23 protein-coding genes are annotated in these 21,034 nt (G+C 44.9%); 19 read left to right on the plus strand and 4 right to left on the minus strand.

Translation table 11 applies throughout. The features are described 5' to 3' along the window. The first annotated feature begins 21 nt into the window (after window positions 1–21). The 3 genes from ASG85_RS10345 to ASG85_RS10355 are packed head-to-tail and all read left to right on the plus strand — an operon-like array spanning window position 22 to window position 2,157. Window positions 22–750, plus strand: a complete 729-nt coding sequence (locus tag ASG85_RS10345) for a peptidylprolyl isomerase (protein WP_235549174.1) — start codon at window positions 22–24, stop codon at window positions 748–750. Between the two features lie 46 nt (window positions 751–796). Beyond that, window positions 797–1,456: an alpha/beta hydrolase gene (locus tag ASG85_RS10350; protein WP_235549175.1), complete on the plus strand. Its 660-nt coding sequence runs from the start codon at window positions 797–799 to the stop codon at window positions 1,454–1,456. Between the two features lie 5 nt (window positions 1,457–1,461). Continuing rightward, entirely contained in the window at window positions 1,462–2,157 is a 696-nt protein-coding gene (locus ASG85_RS10355) for a YdcF family protein (RefSeq protein ID WP_235549176.1), read from the plus strand. 73 nt (window positions 2,158–2,230) lie between these two features. Here ASG85_RS10355 and ASG85_RS10360 read toward each other — a convergent pair whose 3' ends face one another. The 3 genes from ASG85_RS10360 to ASG85_RS37750 form a co-directional block, all read right to left on the minus strand. Then, window positions 2,231–3,100, minus strand: coding sequence for an SDR family oxidoreductase (locus ASG85_RS10360; RefSeq protein WP_057302344.1), 870 nt, complete (start codon window positions 3,098–3,100; stop codon window positions 2,231–2,233). Between the two features lie 35 nt (window positions 3,101–3,135). Then, window positions 3,136–3,933, minus strand: coding sequence for a GNAT family N-acetyltransferase (locus ASG85_RS10365; RefSeq protein WP_057302345.1), 798 nt, complete (start codon window positions 3,931–3,933; stop codon window positions 3,136–3,138). Window positions 3,934–4,148: 215 nt separating this feature from the next. Beyond that, window positions 4,149–4,316: a hypothetical protein gene (locus tag ASG85_RS37750; RefSeq protein ID WP_156396524.1), complete on the minus strand. Its 168-nt coding sequence runs from the start codon at window positions 4,314–4,316 to the stop codon at window positions 4,149–4,151. A gap of 102 nt (window positions 4,317–4,418) precedes the next feature. Here ASG85_RS37750 and ASG85_RS10370 point away from each other — a divergent pair, with 102 nt between their 5' ends. The 13 genes from ASG85_RS10370 (at window position 4,419) to ASG85_RS10430 (ending at window position 18,126) form a co-directional block, all read left to right on the plus strand. Next, a complete protein-coding gene (locus ASG85_RS10370; RefSeq protein WP_057302346.1) occupies window positions 4,419–4,892 on the plus strand; it encodes a GNAT family N-acetyltransferase in 474 nt (157 codons plus the stop codon). 22 nt (window positions 4,893–4,914) lie between these two features. After that, complete coding sequence (locus tag ASG85_RS10375) at window positions 4,915–5,916, plus strand: lipoate--protein ligase (RefSeq protein WP_057302347.1); 1,002 nt, start codon at window positions 4,915–4,917, stop codon at window positions 5,914–5,916. 20 nt (window positions 5,917–5,936) lie between these two features. Next, window positions 5,937–6,563, plus strand: coding sequence for a histidine phosphatase family protein (locus ASG85_RS10380; protein WP_235549177.1), 627 nt, complete (start codon window positions 5,937–5,939; stop codon window positions 6,561–6,563). A 28-nt stretch (window positions 6,564–6,591) separates the two neighbouring features. Next, the gene (locus ASG85_RS10385; protein WP_057302348.1) at window positions 6,592–6,891 is read left to right on the plus strand and encodes an antibiotic biosynthesis monooxygenase family protein; all 300 of its coding nucleotides are present in this window, start codon (window positions 6,592–6,594) and stop codon (window positions 6,889–6,891) included. An 86-nt stretch (window positions 6,892–6,977) separates the two neighbouring features. Next, complete coding sequence (locus tag ASG85_RS10390) at window positions 6,978–7,955, plus strand: AAA family ATPase (RefSeq protein WP_057302349.1); 978 nt, start codon at window positions 6,978–6,980, stop codon at window positions 7,953–7,955. Between the two features lie 175 nt (window positions 7,956–8,130). After that, window positions 8,131–9,612 carry an FTR1 family iron permease gene (locus ASG85_RS10395; RefSeq protein WP_057302350.1) on the plus strand — a complete coding sequence of 494 codons (1,482 nt, stop codon included), beginning with the start codon at window positions 8,131–8,133 and terminating at the stop codon, window positions 9,610–9,612. A gap of 32 nt (window positions 9,613–9,644) precedes the next feature. Beyond that, window positions 9,645–10,820: an EfeM/EfeO family lipoprotein gene (locus ASG85_RS10400; protein ID WP_060646157.1), complete on the plus strand. Its 1,176-nt coding sequence runs from the start codon at window positions 9,645–9,647 to the stop codon at window positions 10,818–10,820. 24 nt (window positions 10,821–10,844) lie between these two features. Next, complete coding sequence (gene efeB / locus ASG85_RS10405; RefSeq protein ID WP_060646158.1) at window positions 10,845–12,122, plus strand: iron uptake transporter deferrochelatase/peroxidase subunit; 1,278 nt, start codon at window positions 10,845–10,847, stop codon at window positions 12,120–12,122. Window positions 12,123–12,312: 190 nt separating this feature from the next. Beyond that, window positions 12,313–13,638 carry a GTPase HflX gene (gene hflX, locus ASG85_RS10410; RefSeq protein ID WP_057302353.1) on the plus strand — a complete coding sequence of 442 codons (1,326 nt, stop codon included), beginning with the start codon at window positions 12,313–12,315 and terminating at the stop codon, window positions 13,636–13,638. A 2-nt stretch (window positions 13,639–13,640) separates the two neighbouring features. Further along, window positions 13,641–14,891, plus strand: a complete 1,251-nt coding sequence (locus ASG85_RS10415; protein ID WP_060646159.1) for an aminotransferase class I/II-fold pyridoxal phosphate-dependent enzyme — start codon at window positions 13,641–13,643, stop codon at window positions 14,889–14,891. Window positions 14,892–14,986: 95 nt separating this feature from the next. Continuing rightward, window positions 14,987–15,397 (plus strand): MerR family transcriptional regulator, encoded by a 411-nt coding sequence (locus tag ASG85_RS10420; RefSeq protein ID WP_047676992.1) that lies wholly within the window; start codon window positions 14,987–14,989, stop codon window positions 15,395–15,397. A gap of 40 nt (window positions 15,398–15,437) precedes the next feature. After that, a complete protein-coding gene (glnA, locus tag ASG85_RS10425; protein ID WP_057302355.1) occupies window positions 15,438–16,778 on the plus strand; it encodes a type I glutamate--ammonia ligase in 1,341 nt (446 codons plus the stop codon). A 109-nt stretch (window positions 16,779–16,887) separates the two neighbouring features. After that, complete coding sequence (locus ASG85_RS10430) at window positions 16,888–18,126, plus strand: aminopeptidase (protein WP_060646210.1); 1,239 nt, start codon at window positions 16,888–16,890, stop codon at window positions 18,124–18,126. Between the two features lie 567 nt (window positions 18,127–18,693). Here the strand turns inward: ASG85_RS10430 and lexA are convergent. Then, a complete protein-coding gene (gene lexA / locus ASG85_RS10435) occupies window positions 18,694–19,311 on the minus strand; it encodes a transcriptional repressor LexA (RefSeq protein ID WP_047676998.1) in 618 nt (205 codons plus the stop codon). Between the two features lie 147 nt (window positions 19,312–19,458). Between lexA and ASG85_RS10440 the strand changes: the two genes are divergently transcribed. The 3 genes from ASG85_RS10440 to ASG85_RS10450 all read left to right on the plus strand — a co-directional run bounded on the left by ASG85_RS10440 (window position 19,459) and on the right by ASG85_RS10450 (window position 21,027). Then, window positions 19,459–19,866, plus strand: coding sequence for a LysM peptidoglycan-binding domain-containing protein (locus ASG85_RS10440; protein ID WP_060646160.1), 408 nt, complete (start codon window positions 19,459–19,461; stop codon window positions 19,864–19,866). A gap of 143 nt (window positions 19,867–20,009) precedes the next feature. Next, window positions 20,010–20,192: a DUF896 domain-containing protein gene (locus ASG85_RS10445; RefSeq protein WP_047677001.1), complete on the plus strand. Its 183-nt coding sequence runs from the start codon at window positions 20,010–20,012 to the stop codon at window positions 20,190–20,192. Between the two features lie 43 nt (window positions 20,193–20,235). Continuing rightward, entirely contained in the window at window positions 20,236–21,027 is a 792-nt protein-coding gene (locus ASG85_RS10450; RefSeq protein WP_060646161.1) for an HAD family hydrolase, read from the plus strand. The last annotated feature ends 7 nt before the right edge of the window (window positions 21,028–21,034 follow it).

Raw genomic sequence — 21,034 nt, forward strand, 5'->3', positions numbered from 1 at the left:
CTATTGACGGAGGAATTTTCAATGAACTTGCATTTCAACATGCTTAAATCAACTAAGCTATTACCGGTAACGTTGATCGCGTTAACTTTAATCGCGTCGGCTTGCGGCAACAAACCTACCGAATCTGCCGGCGGCACAGCAACGCCTAAGAGCGGCGCAACAGCACCTGCTCCTACTTCAGCAGCATCTCCGGCGGCATCGCCAACTGCAGCTCCTAAGCAATGGAGCAAAGCGCCGGATATGACGATTGATCCTAACAAAACCTATCAAGCTGAAGTAACAACGTCCAAAGGAACGTTTACCATAGATCTTTTCGCTAAGGAAGCTCCGAAGACCGTTAACAATTTTGTATTCTTGTCCAAAGAAGGCTTTTATAACAATGTGACGTTTCATCGCATTATCAAAACGTTCATGATTCAAACAGGAGATCCGCTTGGAACAGGCAGAGGCGGTCCAGGCTACAAGTTCGCGGATGAGCTGAAAACATCGCATACATATGAACCCGGCATTGTCGCAATGGCGAATTCCGGTCCCAATACGAATGGCAGTCAGTTTTTTATTTGTTCAGGAGAAGACTGTGCAAATCTCAATAAAAAGCCTGACTATTCGATTTTCGGCAAAGTAACGGCCGAAGGCATGGCAACAATATCTAAAATCGCTGAAACACCTGTTGAGATGGGTGGCGAGTCCTCGCCAAGCAAGCCAAAAGAAAAAGTCACGATTAACGCAATCGTCATTAAAGAAAAATAGAATATCATATTCTAAAAAGTGAAGGATGGATAGGAGAGAAAACCGCGTGAAACAACCATGTTTATTGTTCCATGGATTCACCGGTGGACCTTATGAGGTTGAGCCGTTAGCACGGCATTTACGTGAACGCGGGCAGCTATGTGAGGTTCCGCGACTTCCATGGAACGGAGAATCCAGTCATCAATTAAAAGAAGGACATTGGGAAGATTGGGTACGCGAAGCTGAAAAGCATGCAGAGAGAATGACGATCCAGTATGGATCATTTGATATGGTAGGCTTCTCGATGGGAGGTCTGCTGGCCGCTTATTTATCCGTACGATATCCGGTTCGTAGACTGATTCTTTTGAACACGGCAGTCATTTATGTCAGCCCTAGAAGGATGCTGGATGTCATTCGAGATGAGTGGAAATATCAAAGGAAAATCAGCTTTATTAAAGCGAAAACCACGCCGCTGCGAGCTACCTGGCAGTTTACGCGACTTGTACGCCATTTGAAACCAGAACTAAGTCAGGTAAGCATACCAACACTCATCGCACAGTCTGAAAAAGATCAAGTTATTCATCCGCAAAGTGCGCGATACATCTATAGTAAGCTAAAAGGACAGCGCGAGCTCCATTGGCATTCCAGATCTAATCATTTGATATGTCTGAGTGAGGATGCAGGCACGTTGTTTCGTCAAGTTAGTGCATTTTTGGATAAGGAGTAGCAAGGATGACTGTACAGCCAAACATGAATAAGAAACAACGAGCCTTTACTCCAACACCGAAAAAACGCCGACGAACTGGGCAAAAATCTACATTTAACCGAATGCTTGTGAGAGTGTTCCGAATCGTGGTTACCGTGTTCCTCTTGCTTGTCGCTTGGATCGTCTATATCCAGTGGAAGGTTCAAATCGCTCCTGATCAAACACTGCCTAAGCAAGTAGACGTGGGTATCGTTCTTGGTGCTTCTTTACGCCAAGATATCCCGAGCCCTGGTCTCCAGGAACGTCTAGATTTGGCTGTTGATCTTTATAAAGAGGGTCGGTTCAAACAACTGATCGTCTCCGGAGGTCTGGATCATAACGGCTCCAAGCTAACGGAGGCAGAGGGAATGCGTAATTATTTGGTTAAAAAAGGGCTTCCTGCCAAAAGCATTTTGTTAGAGCCGCGGGCGACAAGTACCTATGAGAATTTGCTATACAGCAAGCAAATTATGGACGAGCAAGGTCTTGTAAGTTCGATTATTATGACCCATCAATTTCATGGTTCTCGTTCACTCGATATTGCGGAAACGATCGGCTTGAAGCAGCCTCTCATTTCATCAACGAAGTCAGAGGTTCTTTTCATGCCTTACCATGAAGCGAGAGAAACGTTAGCTTATACCAAGTGGTATTGGACAAAGCTGTTGTTGATGGCAGGCATATGAGATAACAAAGAAGCATGACCTGTAAGCGGGATTTTCCCGCTTGCTGGCCATGCTTTTTTTGATTGTTCCTTGGTTATCCGTTTACAATGGCTCCACCGTTCACATGTAAGATTTGACCAGCCATATAGGATGAATCCTCACTTGCGAGGAAAACATAGCTGGCAGCGAGTTCACTTGGCTGACCGGCACGTTTCATTGGTGTAGTCGAGCCGAACGTGGCAACTTCCTCTGCGGTGAACGTAGAAGGAATGAGAGGCGTCCAGATTGGACCTGGAGCTACGCCATTCACTCTTATGCCTTTAGCGTTCAGTTGAAGAGATAGGGAGCGTGTGAAGGTGACAATGGCCCCTTTCGTAGCGGAATAATCGAGCAGCTGCTCATGGCCGTGATAAGCCGTAATAGAAGCCGTGTTGATAATTGCGCTCCCGGATTTTAGGTGGGGTAGTGCAGCCTTGGTTAAATAAAAGAAAGAGAAGATATTGGTTCGAAACGTCCGCTCCAACTGCTCCGAAGTGATATTCTCGATGCTAGGCTGAGGATGCTGTTCTGCTGCATTGTTAACTAAAATATCGAGTTTGCCAAACTTCCCGACAGCTTGCTCAATGATTTGCTTGCAGAAATTCTCGTCGCCAATGTCTCCCGAGACATGCAGACACTTACGCCCTGCCTTTTCTACATGACGCTGCGTCTCCTCCGCATCGGTATGTTCGTTCAAATATACCAATATAACATCAGCACCCTCTTTGGCATAGGCAATCGCGACCGCGCGGCCAATTCCGCTATCGCCACCTGTAATCAGGGCGACTTTATCCTTAAGCTTGCCGGCTGCTTTATACCCCGAATGCTCAAAGACAGGAGGAGGATTCATCTGTGACTCAATGCCTGGCTGCTGGTTCTGATGCTGGGGCGGGAATGCTGGTTTCTTTTCTGTTGCTGTTGCCATGTGTATTGCTCCTTTCATCCTAGACAAATTCTTTGTTAGGATGATACAAGGGGCTGCAAATCATACTTAATTCGGTAATGATAGCCATATCTGGCTTGGTAACCAAGCTTTTCATATAATGTTACCGCGGGAATATTAGAAGTAATAACCTGCAAATATTGTTTGGTTGCACCGTGCTCCAGACTCCATTCCGTCAGTGCGTGCATGAGGACGTACCCAAGTCCTTTGCCTCGATGGCCTTCATGGATAACGACGTTTACAAAGCCTGCCCATTCGCCCTCTACAATAGCTGTACCTAACGCGATGATTTGGTCATTTAGTTTCAGCTGGAGAAACCCTTTCTGAACTGGCATTCGCTCAAAAAGACCGCTATAGAAACCTCTGCGCTCTTCGGGAAACTGTTCAAGCATAAGGAAAGCGTCAAGCCACTCTGCATCCGCTGCATCTGCCCATTCAATTTGAATAGACGACTTCTTATGCATCATCTTATTGTTCGCGTTATCGGAAACTTGCCGACTGGTTGCAGTCATCAACAGACATGGCGTATCAATCGCATAGCCTTTTGTTTGAAGAAATCCATCTAAACCTTCAGGAGAAGCATCGCTAATATGAAAAATTGCGGGTAGACCTAATTCTTGATAGAATTGCTCAATCCTTGCAAGCCAATTAGGATCATTTGGATATTCGCCAATGGCAAGCACACTGTTTGCACGTTTAGTAACTCCACGGGAGGTCCGTAGGAGCCAATTGTCAATGGAAGTGGATGACTCGGCAGGCCACGTGTTTGATGCCACCTTATCGATGGCGATATAAAAATCTATTTTTTCGTTCATTTCTAGCGATCTCCTCTTCAAGTAAGTTTCCAATATTATAAATAAATTTATAGAGTTATGTATATAAAATAATCATTTGCCTTTTACGCTGTTAAACATCCTTTAGGATGTTCGATGCTCACTCGCCCCCCCGCAATCTGCTGCTTTAACGATGAAAAACATCGCTAACTCGCCAGGCAGCTCATATATTCCGATTGTAACGATGTAAAACATCCTTAAAGTCGCTCATTCCTCACTCGCCCCCCGTCATCTGCTGCTTTAACGATGAAAAACATCGCTAACTCGCCAGGCAGCTCATATATTCCGACTGTAACGATGTAAAACATCTTTAAAGTCGCTCGATACCGCAACTCAGCAACATCGATTTCCTCAACTTTATTCACGAAACCCAATCACCCTCGCCCGCCCGCCAACGCGCTCCGCCAAAGTGGAAAAATTTCATCCTTTGATGTAAGCTATGAAACAACAGGAGGAGGATTTTTTTCTTGGAACTTATCATTCGTACCGCACAATTAGAAGATTACGAGGCCGTAAATGCCATTATTCGAGTAGGGCAGGAAGAACATGCGGATGCATTGCCGGAGCGTTTTGCCAGGTTGGATCACGTTGTGGCTATGGGTTGGTACCGAAGCTTTTCAGACCAACAGAACAAAGTGATTTTAATCGCGGAGAAAGAGGGCTTGGTCGTTGGAGTAGCTATGCTGGAGATGAAGAAATCTCCTACCTATGAAGCGTTAGTTCCTCGTACTTATGCGTATTTAAATGAACTAGCCGTCTCAGCGGACTTTTTGCGTCAGGGCATTGGTACAAAGCTATATGAAGCTTCTATAGCCTGGGCTAGGGAGCGTTCTGCTGCTTCACTAGAATTAAACGTGTGGGAATTTAATGAGCGTGCCATTGCCTTTTATAAATCCTTAGGGATGCTTACCTTAAATCGCACCATGACGACACATATATGATCAGTAATGAAGGAGCATGATTATGCTATTTATCGATAACGAAGGAATCACAGATCCCCGGATTAATTTAGCCATTGAGGAATATGCCCTAAGACAACTCCCTAACGATGAGAGTTACTTGCTTTTTTACATCAACGAACCGTCCATTATTATTGGCAAAAATCAAAATACAATCGAAGAAATCAATCCCGAGTATGTCAAAGAGAATAACCTGCATGTGGTTCGCAGATTATCGGGTGGCGGAGCCGTGTATCATGATTTGGGCAATCTGAATTTCAGCTTCATTACACGGGATGACGGGAACTCTTTTCACAATTTTCAAAAGTTTACTGAACCCGTTGTTGAAGCACTTCGTAAGCTTGGTGTTGAAGCGGCTTTAACGGGCCGCAATGATATCCAAGTCGGTGTGCGCAAAATTTCGGGCAATGCACAGTTTGCAACTAAAGGCAGGATGTTCAGTCACGGAACACTACTCTTCGATTCAGAAATCGAAAACGTTGTATCTGCCCTTAAAGTTAATCTTGATAAAATTCAGTCCAAGGGCATTAAATCGATTCGCAGCCGGGTTGCTAACATCATAGAGTTCCTGAACGAGCCTATTACGATGGAGGAATTCCGAAATAAGCTGCTTGCTTCTATTTTCGGTGCCGAGGAATCCGAAGTTCCCATGTACAAGCTTTCTGAGGAAGACTGGGTTCGTATTCACGAGCTATCTAAGGAGCGCTATCAGAACTGGGACTGGAACTACGGAAAATCCCCCAAAAGTACCGTGCAAAACTCTAAACGCTTTGAAGGCGTTGGTACAATTGATGTGCGTTTAGATATTGAAGAAGGCCATATTCATGATTTAATAATATATGGTGACTTCTTTGGAGCTAGCGATGTAGCAGAACTGGAGGAAACGCTGCGTGGTTCGCGGTATGAGGAATCTGCAGTACGAGAACGGCTATCAGGTATGGAATTGCAGCGTTACTTTGGTGCGCTGGATTTGGAGTCTTTTGTAGCTTTAATGATGTTAAATTAGTGCAAGGAGGGGGGCTGGCGATGACAAAGCTTTATTTAATCCGACATGGGGAAACGATGTGGAATGTGGAGCGCCGAATGCAAGGTCACTTGGATTCACCACTTTCAACTTTAGGGGAGCAGCAAGCCTCCTGGTTGTCAGATGCTTTGAAAGATGTTCACATGGATGTTCTATATGCGAGCAGCAGCGGTCGTACTTTGCAAACGGCGAATATCGTGAAAGGCTCGCGTGACTTGGCGATACATACCTCGGATGAGTGGAAAGAAATGAATCTAGGTGCTTGGGAAGGACGGATATCTTCAGAAATTGCGGATTTGGATCCTGACAACTTCCATGCCTTCTGGCATGCGCCTGATCTGTATAGACCAACGCAAGGTGAGTCCTATGCAGATTTACAGGCACGCGTTTTACCTGCAATTGTGCAGCTGTTAGAGGAACATGCAGGGAAAACAATAGGCTTAATTTCACACACAGTCACATTGAAAATCATCATGGCTTTCTTCGAGCGAAGAGCTTTAGCAGACTTGTGGAACCCGCCGTATTTTCACCCTACATGCTTAAGTCTTGTCGAAATGATTGATAACGAGCCTCATATCCGGCTTCACGGTGATACGTCCCATTTTCAAGAGGAAGCATTCGGTTTCTAAAATACGATATCAATAGGAGGAATTATTCATGATCTTAGAAGTAGCCATCCTTCCTGTAATTGCAGGGAAAAATGCGGAGTTCGAAGCAGCATTCCGCCAAGCATCATCCATTATTTCATCGATGAAAGGTTATATTTCTCATGAGCTGCAAACGTGTATCGAGGATAGCAATAAATATTTGCTGCTCGTTCACTGGGAAACACTGGAGGATCACACTATAGGCTTCCGCGGCTCTGAAGAATACCAGGAATGGCGGAAGCTGCTGCACCATTTCTATGACCCATTCCCAGTGGTCGAACATTATACGCTGTCACAAAAGTATCATTAATGGCTGTTGCGGTCTAAAATGCATCAAACGAGCGTAGGATGGATTGATACGAACCATCAAACCATCCTGTAAACGAGGTGATCCTCATGAGTGGTCGAAGCTTGCCATCCAGACAGATCAACATCGTCTTACGGCAGCCAGAGCCTGGCATGCAAAGGCGAGCCGTTGATGGAGTAGGCAACCAGACTCACGCTTCGCCGCTAGCTGATGCCGAGCCGCAGCTCACAGGAAAGAAGACGCCTCTCGAGGGTCCGCTTTCGGATGTTTTCAAAGAGCTGAATCAACTGATTGGCCTTGATAATGTCAAAGAGTTGGTGCATGAAATCTATGCGCTCTTACAAATTTCGCAATTTCGCGCAGAAGCCGGCCTGCTCAGCAATGCGCACGTGTACCATATGATTTTCAAAGGAAGTCCTGGAACTGGTAAAACGACAGTGGCTAGACTGATGGGTCGTATGTTTCATGCCATGGGTGTTCTGAGCAAGGGTCATTTTATTGAGGTGGAACGTGCAGATCTGGTAGGAGAATATATTGGACATACTGCTCTTAAGACTCGTGAGTTGATGAAAAAGGCGATGGGTGGCATCCTTTTTATTGATGAAGCCTACAGTCTGGCACGTGGAGGAGATAAGGATTTTGGCAAAGAATCCATTGATGCGCTGGTCAAAGGTATGGAGGATAAGAAGAATGAATTCATCCTTATTCTAGCAGGGTACAGTGACGAAATGGAGCAATTTCTGGCTACGAATCCGGGACTCCCTTCTCGATTTCCTATCCAAATCGATTTCGAGGACTATCCGATTGAACAATTGATTCAAATTACCGAACTCATGGCTAAGGACAGAGAATATGTTCTTCTTCCGCAAACGATTGTGAAGCTGAAGCAGCATCTAACCGATGAGAAAGCCGCTACATGGCGTGCATTTAGTAATGCGAGGTATGTTCGAAACATTCTGGAGAAAGCGATGCGGCATCAAGCCGTAAGGTTACTTAGTCAATATGTAAACGCACCTTCCAAATTAGAATTGATGTCAATAAGGCCTGAAGATATGAAATTTAAATGAAATTTATAAAGCCATTTAACTACAAACAGTTAAATGGCTTTTTTTTCTTGAATAAAACAATTGACAGATTGCTTGAACGTAGTAAAATAGACAGAGTGATTAAATGATTGATAATGATTATCAATATTAACTTGGTTGAATTTGGGTTTTATTTTTCTATAGGGAGTCGTGATTCATGCGCAAAGTCATCATAGTGAGTTGGATAGTGCTGCTAATGCTGCTATCTCTTCCTTTAACAGTAGCTGCTAAGGCAGAAGATGATCTGGCCAAAGCTGATGAAGGTATCGTTCACGCCATTCAAGCTGCAGAAAGCGGAAAGTTGGAGGATGCCTCCAAGATGTTCGAAACATTTCAACTAAATTGGTTGTCCTATGAAAGTGGTATTAAAGAGCGTTCATTGGCAGCCTATCAGAAGATTGAGCAAGCGATGGGTGAAGTATCCTTCCAAACGCTCAAGCAGCCAATTGATTCGCAGAAATTGGTTGCAGGATTGAATAATCTTCACAATTTGAACAAGAGTTTTATAGATGGCAACATGGATGCTTTCGGTAAAGTGGTTCAGGGCAGTGGTGATATTACTGTGAGTTCATTAGTTGAGTTGCTGGAGAAAGCGGCGGATCAAATGAAGCAGAATGATATCCAAGGTGCTTCCGCAAGTATCCAAAAGCTTCGAAATTCCTGGTTGCAAATCGAAGGTATTGTGCTTACACAATCCTCATCCGTCTATACATCGATGGAACGAGACATGGTTACTGCTTACGCACAGCTGACCGCTGTTCCTGCTCAGTCAAGTGAGGCTTCCGCTACAATTGCGCGAATGCACGCTGAACTGCAGCCTTTAGCGGCCAAAACAAGCTACTCCATGCTGGATGCAACAACTATTTTGCTCAGAGAAGGGTTGGAAGCTTTGTTAGTGGTTATTGCTTTACTAGGTTTCCTTAATAAATCGGGTCATGGTGATAAGAAACAATGGATTTGGTATGGCGTACTCGGAGGCTTGCTCGTCAGTATGGCGCTTGGTGTTGTCGTTCAACAGTTGTTTTCTACAAGTGCATTTGGGAACAACAATTTCTTAATTGCTGGATGTACGGGGATTTTCGCCGCTGTCATGCTGCTATATATGAGCTACTGGCTGCACAGCAAATCGAGTGTCTCTAATTGGCAAAAGTACATACGGGATCAGAGTGTAAAAGCATTGGCAACCGGAAGTCTAGTTTCTCTCAGTTTGCTAGCTTTTCTAGCTGTTTTCCGTGAAGGCACAGAAACCGTCCTCTTCATGATCGGTATGGCGTCTTCGATTTCCTTAAGCTCTCTTGTAGGAGGCATTGGGATTGGTGTTGTCATCCTACTTATTGTAGCCTTCTTAATTCTAAAAATTGGCCTGCGTATTCCAATGCGTCCATTCTTTCTAGTTTCAAGCTTCTTTGTATTTTATCTTTGCTTTAAATTTGCGGGGATGGGTGTGCACGGGCTTCAATTGGCAGGTTATTTGCCTGCGACGACAGCTTCCTGGCTGCCAAGTTGGGACTTTATCGCGCTGTATCCAACGTTAGAAAGTGCTATACCGCAATTTGTTCTCCTGTTATCCGCGTTGTTCGCGGTCATTTGGGACCGTCGTAAAACGATCCAAATGCGAAATATGGCATTATCCAAATAATATTATTAGAGAAAAGCGGAGGGAACCATCCCATGAAGAAACGTCAAAACCTTATAATTCTAGCAGCTGCTACAACACTTATTCTCGCAGGGTGCGGTAAAACAGAAACAACAGAAACAACAGAAGTGACCAAAGTACCAGTCAAAGAAGGCTCAGCAGCGCTTCTTACAAGTCTTGATCAGTTGAAGGGTCAACTGGACTCAAGTAAGGTTAAAGATCCGAAGAAGCAATCCACCCTACTTGAGAATCAGTGGGCCAGCTTTGAAGATGAAGTAAAACCGAAATTTCCAGAGTTGTATTTTAAAGTAGAGAAATTTCTGACGCCATTAGAAGCAGGATTGAAACAAGACAAGCTGGATTATGCAACATTAACTGCACTCAATAATAATTTGAAAGCAGCAATTACGGAGCTCAGCACCTCACTCGCTGATAATAAAGGTGCGGTTAATAAAGATGTCATCACCGCATCCAAAGAGCTGCAAGAGGCTGCTAAAGCTTATAATAAATACGTTCAGGAACAAGGGAAACAATTAGTCGCTGGACTCGAACAGCTGGATGCTGCTGTGAAGAGCGGCGATCTGAAAAAGGCACAAGATTCCTATGGACAATCGCGGATGCCCTATGAGAGAATTGAGCCTATTATTGAGACTTTTAGCGAGCTTGATGGTGTAATGGATGCTCGTGTGGATGATTTTAAGAATGAAAAGGATCCTGAGTTTACAGGGTATCATCGTATAGAGTATTTGTTGTTTGTTAAAAAGAATGTGAAAGAAGCTGAAGCTTTCTCCTCACGTTTACTAGAAGACGGCAAGAAGATGCAGCAAGCAATCGCGGCAACTACCATAGAACCTTCTGATTTTATCGCGGGTGTCGGCGAATTGATGGAAGAAGCACAAGCCACCAAAATAACAGGTGAGGAAGAACGCTGGAGTGGAGCTACTATACCTGTTATCCGAGCTAATGTGGAAGGTGCGCAAGCCATCTATGATCTTGTCAAAGGTGAGCTGAAGAAGAAAGACGCAGCGCTAGATGAGAAAATCAGCAAAAGCTTAACTACAGTAATCGAAACGATGAACTCACTTTCACCTGTTGGTGTTACTTGGAACGATTTCAGCAAAATAGAACAGGCCAAACAAATCGATTTGAAAAATAAACTGGAAGCACTTGCAGAGCCATTAGTGAAAATGCCAGGAACGCTAAGTAAATAAGGGAATGGAAAGGAGAACAACGGTATGGGTGATAAAATGAATCGCCGTGCTTTCTTAGGAATGACAGCGGCAGGTGCTGCAGGCGTTATCGTAGGGGATCTGCTTGGGAAAGCACAGAAAGTGATACCTACTGCTTCCAACAAGCAACTAGGTACTGCAACAGCAAGCGCAGCGAATGAAACCATCTCATTTTATGGTGCTCATCAGACCGGTGTTGTGACTCCGGCCCAGAACTTTGCGAATGTGGCGGCATTTGATGTAACCACGCAGGATGTGAAGGAGCTAAAGGAGCTTCTGCAGCAATGGACCGAAATGGCAGCGTCTCTCATGGAAGGCAAGCCTCTTGCGGCTGAGCCTCAGGAAGGGAAATTTCCGCCATTGGATACAGGGGAGCAAATCGGCCTCGAGACGGGCAAATTAACGATTACCTTCGCTGTTGGTGCGTCTTTGTTCGAAAAAGATGGTGTCGACCGCTTCGGACTTCGTTCTCGTAAACCATCTGGCCTAACAGAAATGCCTATTTTTCATAAAGACTCGCTGCAGGAACAATTGACTCATGGAGACATCATTATTCAGGCTTGCGCGGATGATCCGATCATCTGTTTCCATGCGATTCGTAACTTAGCTAAAGCGGCACGCGGCGTTGCCCATTTGCGTTGGCAGCAAACCGGACAGTTAGGCGTGAAGTCTCAAGGGACAAAGAGAAACTTGTTCGGCTTCAAGGACGGTACGGCTAATCCAGACTTGCAAGATGAACAATTTATGAAAAATAATGTTTGGGTCGAGGCGGGAGACAGCGCATCTTGGTTTGCTGGAGGCACTTACATGGTTGTTCGCCGTATTCATATGCGAATTGAGACCTGGGATCAACAACCATTTTCGGATCAAGAAGAGATTATCGGGCGCCAGAAGGTTTCAGGAGCTCCAATGGATGGACAGAGTGAATTCGATAAGCCGAATTTCGCCGGGGATGTGAAGGGGGAGGTTACTGCCCTTGATTCTCATATCCGTCTTTCAAATCCGCGTACGGGAGAGAGTTCAGAACGTGAGCGTATTTTGCGCCGCGGGTATAATTTCATGGATAACCTCGATAACGTTGGACGAATCAATGCTGGTCTGTTATTCGTTTGTTTCAATCGGAACATCCAAACGCAGTTTGAATCCATTCAGAAAAGATTGACGAATCCGAAGCTTCCTGACAAAATGCTTTCCTATACGGACACAACAGGCGGCGGTTATTTCGCTGTGCTGCCAGGTGTTCCTTCTAAAGGTTCGTTTTTGGGACAAAGTTTATTTACTTAAAATAGGTGGAAAGCTACCGAGAGGCCTTTGGTCTTTCGGTATTTTTGTGTCTGATGATGGGAACACCGTTATAATCGAATTATCCGCTCCTGTAAATTGACTTTCCCAAGCATTTCCTACACAATGATGAAGGAATAAGCCCACATGGGGGCTATTTCGATTGCCTGAATGCAGCGTAAAGGAGACACTTATGAAAACAACTTCACATATGGTTGAGAAAGAAATCGATGACCGCGCGGTGCTCGTTAGTCTAGTCACTCAGAAACAGAAGAAAAATGAATTATTAGCGGAATACTCATTGCAAGAGCTGGTTAAGTTAGCGGAAACAGCAGGTGTGCTTGTTTTGGAGACAATGACACAGAACAAAGAAACAAAGGATACCAAATGGTTTATTGGTAAAGGGAAAGTTGAAGAGCTAAAGTTACGTTTAGAGGAGCTTGGCGGGAATACAGCCATCTTTGATCAAGAGTTGTCGGGTGCACAAGTCCGTAACTTAGAGGCTGCCTTAGATGTGAAAATCATCGACCGGACGCAGCTGATTCTGGATATTTTTGCGCAGCGTGCCAAAACACGTGAAGGTATTATTCAGGTTGAGTTGGCGCAGCTTAGTTATCTGCTGCCAAGGCTATCGGGACAAGGTAAGAACTTATCACGTCTGGGTGGCGGTATCGGGACGAGAGGTCCCGGGGAATCGAAGCTGGAGACCGATCGCCGGCACATTCGCGGCCGTATTGACGAGCTGAAGGCACAGTTAGAAGAGGTTGTTCGTCATCGGACGTTGCATCGTGAACGCCGTAAGAAGACTGGGGTGTTTCAAGTTGCCCTTGTTGGTTACACGAATGCAGGAAAATCAACTTTACTGAAACAATTGACTCAAGCGGACGTCTATATTGAGAATCAATTGTTTGCAACACTAGATCCGACTTCGCGGACAATGGAATTGCCAAGCGGCAAAGAGATCGTTTTAACCGATACTGTTGGCTTCATTCAGAACCTGCCGCATGATCTTGTTGCATCGTTCCGTGCAACGCTGGAAGAGGCTAATGAGGCTGATTTGATCCTTCATGTTGTAGATAGTTCAACAGATATGAGAAATGAGCAAATGCGGGTTGTCGCTGAGGTCTTAGAAGAACTAGGCGCACATCAAAAAGAACAGCTAACCATTTTCAATAAAATTGATCTTTGTTCGCAAGAAGATAGGGAGATGCTTTCGACCGAAGGTGAATTTCTGAAAATTAGTGCTTACACCCCTGATGATCTTGAACGTCTGCGGATCGCTATTCAAGAGAAGCTGATGGGTGAGAGTAAAGAGTTTCGCATTCCGGCTGACAAGGGAGACATCATTTCCCTGATGTACCGAATTGGCGACGTCCTGGAGACGGATGTGGACGGAGAAGATATGCTGTTCAAGGTCCGCGTGAATAAGGATGATTACGTCAAATTGGCTTATCAATTGGTCGCTTATGATCAACATGCACAGCAAGAGGCTCAAGATAGTGAGGGAGAGATTTACTAATTATGCAATTCGGGGATAAAGTTATTTCATTAATGGAGAGCGCAGAACGCCAGGTAGAGAGCGCTTTTTGCCAGATTGAGAAAACGATTGATCTTAATCAGTGGAAAGTGATTAGCGCTTTCCAAAAACATAAGGTAAGCGATTACCACTTTGCTTCTTCGACAGGCTATGGCTACAATGATCGCGGCAGAGAGGTGCTCGATCTTGTCTATGCGGATGCGATGGGAGCAGAAGCAGCACTCGTACGCCCGCACTTTGTCTCAGGTACACATACGATAGGTACAGCTTTGTTCGGTGTTCTGCGGCCAGGGGAACATCTACTTTACATAACGGGTAAGCCTTATGATACGTTGCATAAGGTCATTGGCAAGCCTGGCGACGGTATGGGGTCGCTGCAGGACTTTGGCATCGCGTACAGCGAGGTTGCGCTGACTGGGGAAGGCGCGCCGGACTGGTCGGCCATAGCGGCTGCCATACAGCCGAATACGAAGGTGATCGGCATACAGCGCTCGCGAGGCTACTCGTGGCGGCCTTCGTTCACGGTGGAGCAAATCGGAGAAATGGTCCGATTCGTCAAAGAAGTGAACCCGGCCCTGATCGTCTTCGTCGATAATTGCTACGGCGAGTTCACCGAGCTGCAGGAGCCGACGCAGGTTGGCGTCGATCTCATGGCCGGCTCGCTCATCAAGAACCCCGGCGGCGGTATCGCCCCATCCGGGGGCTACATTGCCGGGCGGCGCGACCTTGTGGAGCTCGCCGCCTACAGACTGACCGCCCCCGGTATTGGGGGCGAGGTCGGTGCCATGCTCGGCGCCACGCGAGCGATGTTTCAAGGGCTTTTCCTTGCCCCTCACTTGGTGGGGCAAGCTGTCAAGGGCTCGGTCTTCGCCGCCGCGGTGTTCGAAGAGCTGGGCTTCGAGAGCCATCCGCGCTGGCAGACGCCGCGCACGGACTTGATCCAAGCGATCCGCTTCACGTCGGCGGATCACTTGATCACGTTCGTGCAGGGCATCCAGAAGGCGGCTGCCGTGGATTCGCACGTTGTGCCGGAGCCGTGGGATATGCCCGGCTATGAGCATCCCGTCATTATGGCGGCCGGGACGTTCATTCAAGGCGGCAGTCTGGAGCTGTCCGCAGATGCGCCGATTCGTGAGCCCTATATCGCCTATTTGCAGGGCGGGCTTACCTACTCACACTGTAAGTTAGGGGTACTTACAGCAATCCAACATATGGAAGACAAGGGATTGTTGTGAAAAATAAGACTGTGAACAAACCTGACACTCCTTGACACATTCTTGTTACAAAGGTACAATAAGATAGAGGTATTTACTGACCAGGAGTGATTAGCATGAGTGATGAAATACGTAGAAATATGGCGTTATTCCCAATCGGGATCGTCATGAAGCTGACTGATTTAACCGCAAGACAAATTCGTTATTATGAGCAGCATGAACTTATTATTCCAGCTAGAACGGCTGGTAATCAACGACTGTATTCGTTTAATGATGTAGAACGACTTCTTGAAATTAAAGATTTAATTGAAAAAGGTGTAAACATCGCTGGGATCAAGCAGGTTCTTATCCCTGTCGATAAAGATTCAGAAGATGCCACAATACTGAATGAGCACACAGAAGTTAAGCGTAAAGAATTAACCGACTCCCAACTGCACAAAATGCTTAAGCAGCAGTTGATTGGCGGAGGTAAACGCCCTGATCAGGTTTCCCTGATTCAAGGTCAGCTTTCCCGATTTTATAAATAGCATTTCTTAATCGCTCGTAAATTGAGAGGAGACTGCACACGTGAGCTACAACAACAATTTTTCCAAAGAAGATATCTTACGCATTGCCAAAGAAGAAAATGTTCGGTTCATTCGTTTGCAATTTACGGACTTGATGGGAAGCATCAAGAACGTAGAAATTCCTTACAGCCAACTCGAAAAAGCACTCGACAACAAGATGATGTTCGATGGTTCTTCCATTGAGGGTTATGTGCGTATTGAAGAGTCTGATATGTATTTGTATCCTGATTTGGATACATGGGTTATTTTCCCATGGGTTACCGAAAGCAAAGTAGCACGTTTAATCTGCGATATTTATATGCCAGACGGCAGACCTTTCGCAGGAGATCCGCGTGCTATCTTGAAAAATGCATTGAAACAAGCTGAAGAAATGGGCTTTACGGCCATGAACGTAGGTCCTGAACCAGAATTCTTCTTGTTCAAAACGGATGAAAAAGGCAATCCAACAACGGAACTAAATGACCAAGGCGGTTATTTCGATTTGGCTCCGATGGATTTGGGCGAAAACTGCCGCCGCGATATCGTGTTGACGCTTGAAGAGATGGGTTTTGAAATTGAAGCATCCCACCACGAAGTGGCGCCAGGTCAACATGAAATCGACTTTAAATACGCAGATGCGATTAAAGCGGCTGACCAAATTCAAACCTTCAAGCTCGTCGTCAAAACCGTTGCTAGACAACATGGTTTGCATGCGACCTTTATGCCTAAACCTTTGTTCGGTATGAACGGTTCTGGTATGCACTGTCACCAATCCTTATTCAAAGGTGATGTAAATGCTTTTTATGAAGAGAACGATAAATTAGGTTTAAGTAATGTAGCTAGACATTATATGGCGGGTGTTCTTCGTCATGCACGTTCTTTTGCTGCGATTACGAACCCTACTGTTAACTCTTACAAACGTCTTGTGCCTGGTTATGAAGCGCCTGTATATGTAGCATGGTCCGCAAGTAACCGTAGTCCAATGATCCGTATTCCAGCATCCCGCGGTTTGAGCACTCGCGTTGAAGTTCGTAACCCGGATCCGGCTGCTAATCCATACTTGGCTCTCGCTGTTATGCTTGCTGCCGGTCTAGATGGCATTAAGAACAAAATGCAGCTTCCTCCTCCTACTGATCGTAACATCTATGTGATGACCGAAGAGGAAAGAGAGAGCGATGGTATTCCTACCTTGCCATTGAACTTGAAACAAGCGTTGGACGAGCTGCTTCGCAATGATGTGATTTGCGATACACTTGGCGAACATGCTCTGGCTCATTTCTATGAACTTAAAGAAATTGAGTGGGATATGTACCGCACACAAGTTCACCAATGGGAAAGAGATCAATATCTGTCCCTTTATTAATCGCCTAGCAAGTTGATATTAAGCAACAATTAGATATGAAAAGCCCGTCAGCCTTCAGGAACGATTCTGAACTGATGGGCTTTTTCACGCGAAGGAGATCATAAGTATGTTGGACAACTTTCAAATTAATTTGGAGAAGTACGCTGAGCTTGTAGTTAAGGTTGGGGTTAACCTCCATAAAGGCCAGGATCTGATGATAGAGTCGCCGATAGAATCCTTAGATTTAACTAGACTTATCGTGAAAAAAGCCTATGAGGCAGGGGCAAATTTTGTCCAAGTGCACTGGCAGGATGATGTGATAACTCGCAGCAGATTTGAATATGCCAATGATGAAGCTTTTGATTATTATCCAGAGTGGTATACGAGTATGTTAGAACGCTTTGTAGAAAATGGTGGAGCTTTACTGAATATCAAAGTACCGGATCCTGATTTGTACGCAGGTATTGATGCAAGCATGATTTCTAGAGCATCCAAATCCATGGCTACGGCTAGAGCAAAGTATCAACACTATGTGAGAACAAGTAAGTTCAGTTGGTGCTTAATCAAAGCGCCTACGGTAGCGTGGGCATCCAAAGTGTATGCCGATTTGCCTGAAGAACAGCGGATCGATGCAATGTGGGAGGCAATCTTCCGTATAAATCGCGTTTATGAAGAGGATCCGGTAGCTGCTTGGCGAGTTCATATGGATCAATTGAAGCGCGTTCGCAGCGTGTTAAATGAGAAGCAATACGAGGCGCTTCAATATCGAGCGGCAGGCACAGATTTACGAGTCGAATTGCCGGAGGGTCACATTTGGCTTGGCGGTGATACGGAGAACGCAAGTGGAATACGATTCGTGGCGAATATGCCAACCGAGGAAGTTTTCACGATGCCTAAGCGAACGGGTGTTCATGGGACGGTGTCGAGCACCAAGCCATTAAATGTGAATGGGGCGCTTGTGGATCGGTTTTCGTTTAAATTCGAGGACGGGAAAGTTGTGGATTATCAGGCAGAAGTCGGCTATGAGCATCTAGCAAGGTTGCTGGATATGGATGAGGGCGCACGCTATTTGGGAGAAGTTGCGCTCGTACCTTTTGATTCGCCGATCTCTAATCTTGACCGCATTTTCTACAATACGGGCATCGATGAGAATGCATCCTGCCATCTGGCCTTAGGCAGCTGCTACCCGATCAATTTGCAGGATGGCGTATCTTTATCAAGTGAAGAGCTGAAAGCTCGCGGTGGGAACACCAGTTTGATTCATGTGGATTTCATGATCGGGACGGCTGATCTTGAGATCGATGGTGTTCTTGGTGATGGTACAGTTGAGCCTATTTTCCGTCGTGGAAATTGGGCGCTTGCATTTTAGTTGTATTTATCTGATTTGTTAGCTTAATTCCAAAGGTGTGAGTACTCCTGAGTTTATCAAGGGGTTAGATAGCAGATAGCAGATAGCAGATAGCAGATAGCTGATGAAGACCGCAGAAGGAAAAAGGAAGCTAGAAGCTAGAAAATAGAAAATAGAAGTCTCTAGAGACCGCTAATTTGTCCAAAAGTGTGGAAATATTAAGAATAGAAGTCTTTAAAGATTCCTATTCCTTAAAGTTGAATCAAATAGGGCCAAATATTACCGAATAGAAGTCTCTAGAAGCTTCTATTTACGCAAAATTTGATCTTAATGACGTAATAGCAGTCTCTAGAGGCTCTTATCTGAATCCACAGTTCAGCCTTTTTGGCTATGACGGGATTAAAGCCCATTTCATTAACTTTGAAATATCTATATTTGGATCGATTGCCTCACTATCTTTTAAGTTCCTCAATTTGCCCCATTGCTCCATGTAATTTAAGGCTGTTTACATCCAAAAGAACCGAGGGACTATTGTCCTCTCGGTTCTTTATCATTGGCATTGTATGTAGAATAAGGGCTGTAGTGCTATTACATATCCCGGAACAAACCAATGACACGGCCAAGAATCGTAACATGTTTCAAAAGGATTGGCTGCAAAGCCGAGTTCTCCGGTTGAAGACGAATATGATCCTTCTCCTTGTAAAAGCGTTTCACCGTTGCTTCATCATCTTCCGTCATTGCTACAACAATATCCCCGTTATTAGCGGTTTGCTGTTGCTTTACGATGACATAATCGCCATTATGAATACCGGCTTCGATCATACTGTCACCCATGACGCTAAGCATGAACACATTATTATCTCCTACCATGCTGACAGGAAGAGGGAAGTAGTCTTCGATGTTCTCTGTTGCTGTAATAGGCACACCGGCTGTAACTTTACCAACGAGAGGTACACGAGCTACAGAAACTGCAAAATGCGTTTCCGCACCGTCAAGTCCTAGAATTTCAATAGCACGTGGCTTTGTAGGATCTCGACGAATCATACCTTTCTTCTCAAGACGCTCCAAATGTCCATGAACTGTAGAACTAGAAGCTAGTCCAACTGCCTCGCCGATTTCTCTAACGGAAGGTGGGTACCCCTTATCTTTCACTTCATTCTTAATGAATTCCAATATAGCTTGTTGACGCTGCGAAATCTTACTCAATAGTTATCACTCCAATACTGGGAATCATTACCCAAAGTATAACATAGAACCCGAGTTCGTACAAACATAAGTTCGAGAAAAGGGTTGACTCAAACATGTGTTCGTGTTATTCTAATACCAGAACAAATGTTTGGGAGATGATTATTCATGTATATGGCTTATTCAAACACTAACACAACAAACGCACCTCATAGATCTGCTAGCACATCCAAAGGGATGACATTTCATTCTAGTTATACAAAAGCTATTGTTCGCTTCATTTTATTAGCAGTTATTCTTGGTACTTTGTTTTCATTTGGTGCTATGGTTCAAGCCTATGCAGGGGATGGGGCTGCAACTGCGAAGACCGCAGTTTCCAAGACACCTATTAACATCACTCCGAAAGCTGTCGTACAAGATCAAGTCGTTATTCAACGTGGAGACACACTCTGGGATATTGCTTCCACACATAAAAAAAACGATGAGAACGTTCGTTCCTACATACATAAATTAAAGACAATCAATCATTTATCCACCAGCTCCTTGAAAGAAGGACAGGTTTTATTGCTTCCTTAAATTCACTCTGCTATTTTTAATAGACTCTAAATATGATGAGGCTTGGACACATGTTCCTATGCCTCTTTTTGTTGTCTCTTGACATTCCTTAGTAGGGATGGCAAAGTAGTACTCATATTGAATTTTTGACTGGGAGGATCATTATGAGTGACAACATGGAACAGAATATCGAACGTATTAATGAGCTTGCTCGTAAAGCGAAAACAGTTGGCTTAACAGATGCGGAAATCGATGAACGCAACGAACTCAGAAAGAAATATATTGAAGCATTCCGCGGCAATCTTAAAGTTCAACTTGATTCCATCAAGTTTACGGACGAAGAGTAATCGCTGCTCATATAGATACAACATTCAAAAGGGGAAATGAATGATGACGTTGAAAGCTGTGCTTTTTGATTTAGATGATACGCTTCTGTGGGATGATCGCAGTGTGCAGGAAGCATTCGAAGCGACAAGTGCTGAAGCTGCAAAGCACGTTGCGGTGAATCCCGCGGAATTGGAAGCCTCTGTTCGCAAGGAAGCGCGTTCTTTATATGAATCTTTTGAAACCTTTGCGTTTACGAAGATGATTGGGATTAATCCCTTTGAAGGCTTATGGGCTAATTTCACACAAGGTGAGAATGAGAACTTTCGTAAGCTTGAGAAACTAGCGCCAGGATATCGTACGGAGTCTTGGACAAGAGGGCTTGCGGCGTTGGGGATAGAGGATCGTGAGCTCGGGTATAAGCTTGGAGAACTATTTCCAGCAGAACGCCGACGCCGTCCTTACGTATATGAGGAAACGTTTCGAGTATTGGACGCTTTGAAAGGCAGCTATCAATTACTGTTATTAACGAATGGCTCGCCAGATCTGCAAAAGGAAAAATTAGCAGGTGTCCCCAATATCGCACCATACTTTGATCATATTGTGATCTCGGGTGAATTTGGCGTAGGTAAGCCAGCGACATCGATTTTTAACCATGCTCTGGGACTTCTTGGGATAGAAGCTGAGGAAGGAATCATGATCGGAGATAAATTGACAACCGATATCCTTGGTTCTAGCAGCGTAGGTATGCGCAATATTTGGATTAATCACCATGGGCTTCAAAGTGGAGATGAGATCGTTCCTGTATATGAGGTTTCCCGTCTTCAAGATATTTTACCGATTATTGCTAACGGATAACACAGAA

Source organism: Paenibacillus sp. Soil724D2 (genome assembly GCF_001427935.1).
GTDB lineage: Bacteria > Bacillota > Bacilli > Paenibacillales > NBRC-103111 > Paenibacillus_E.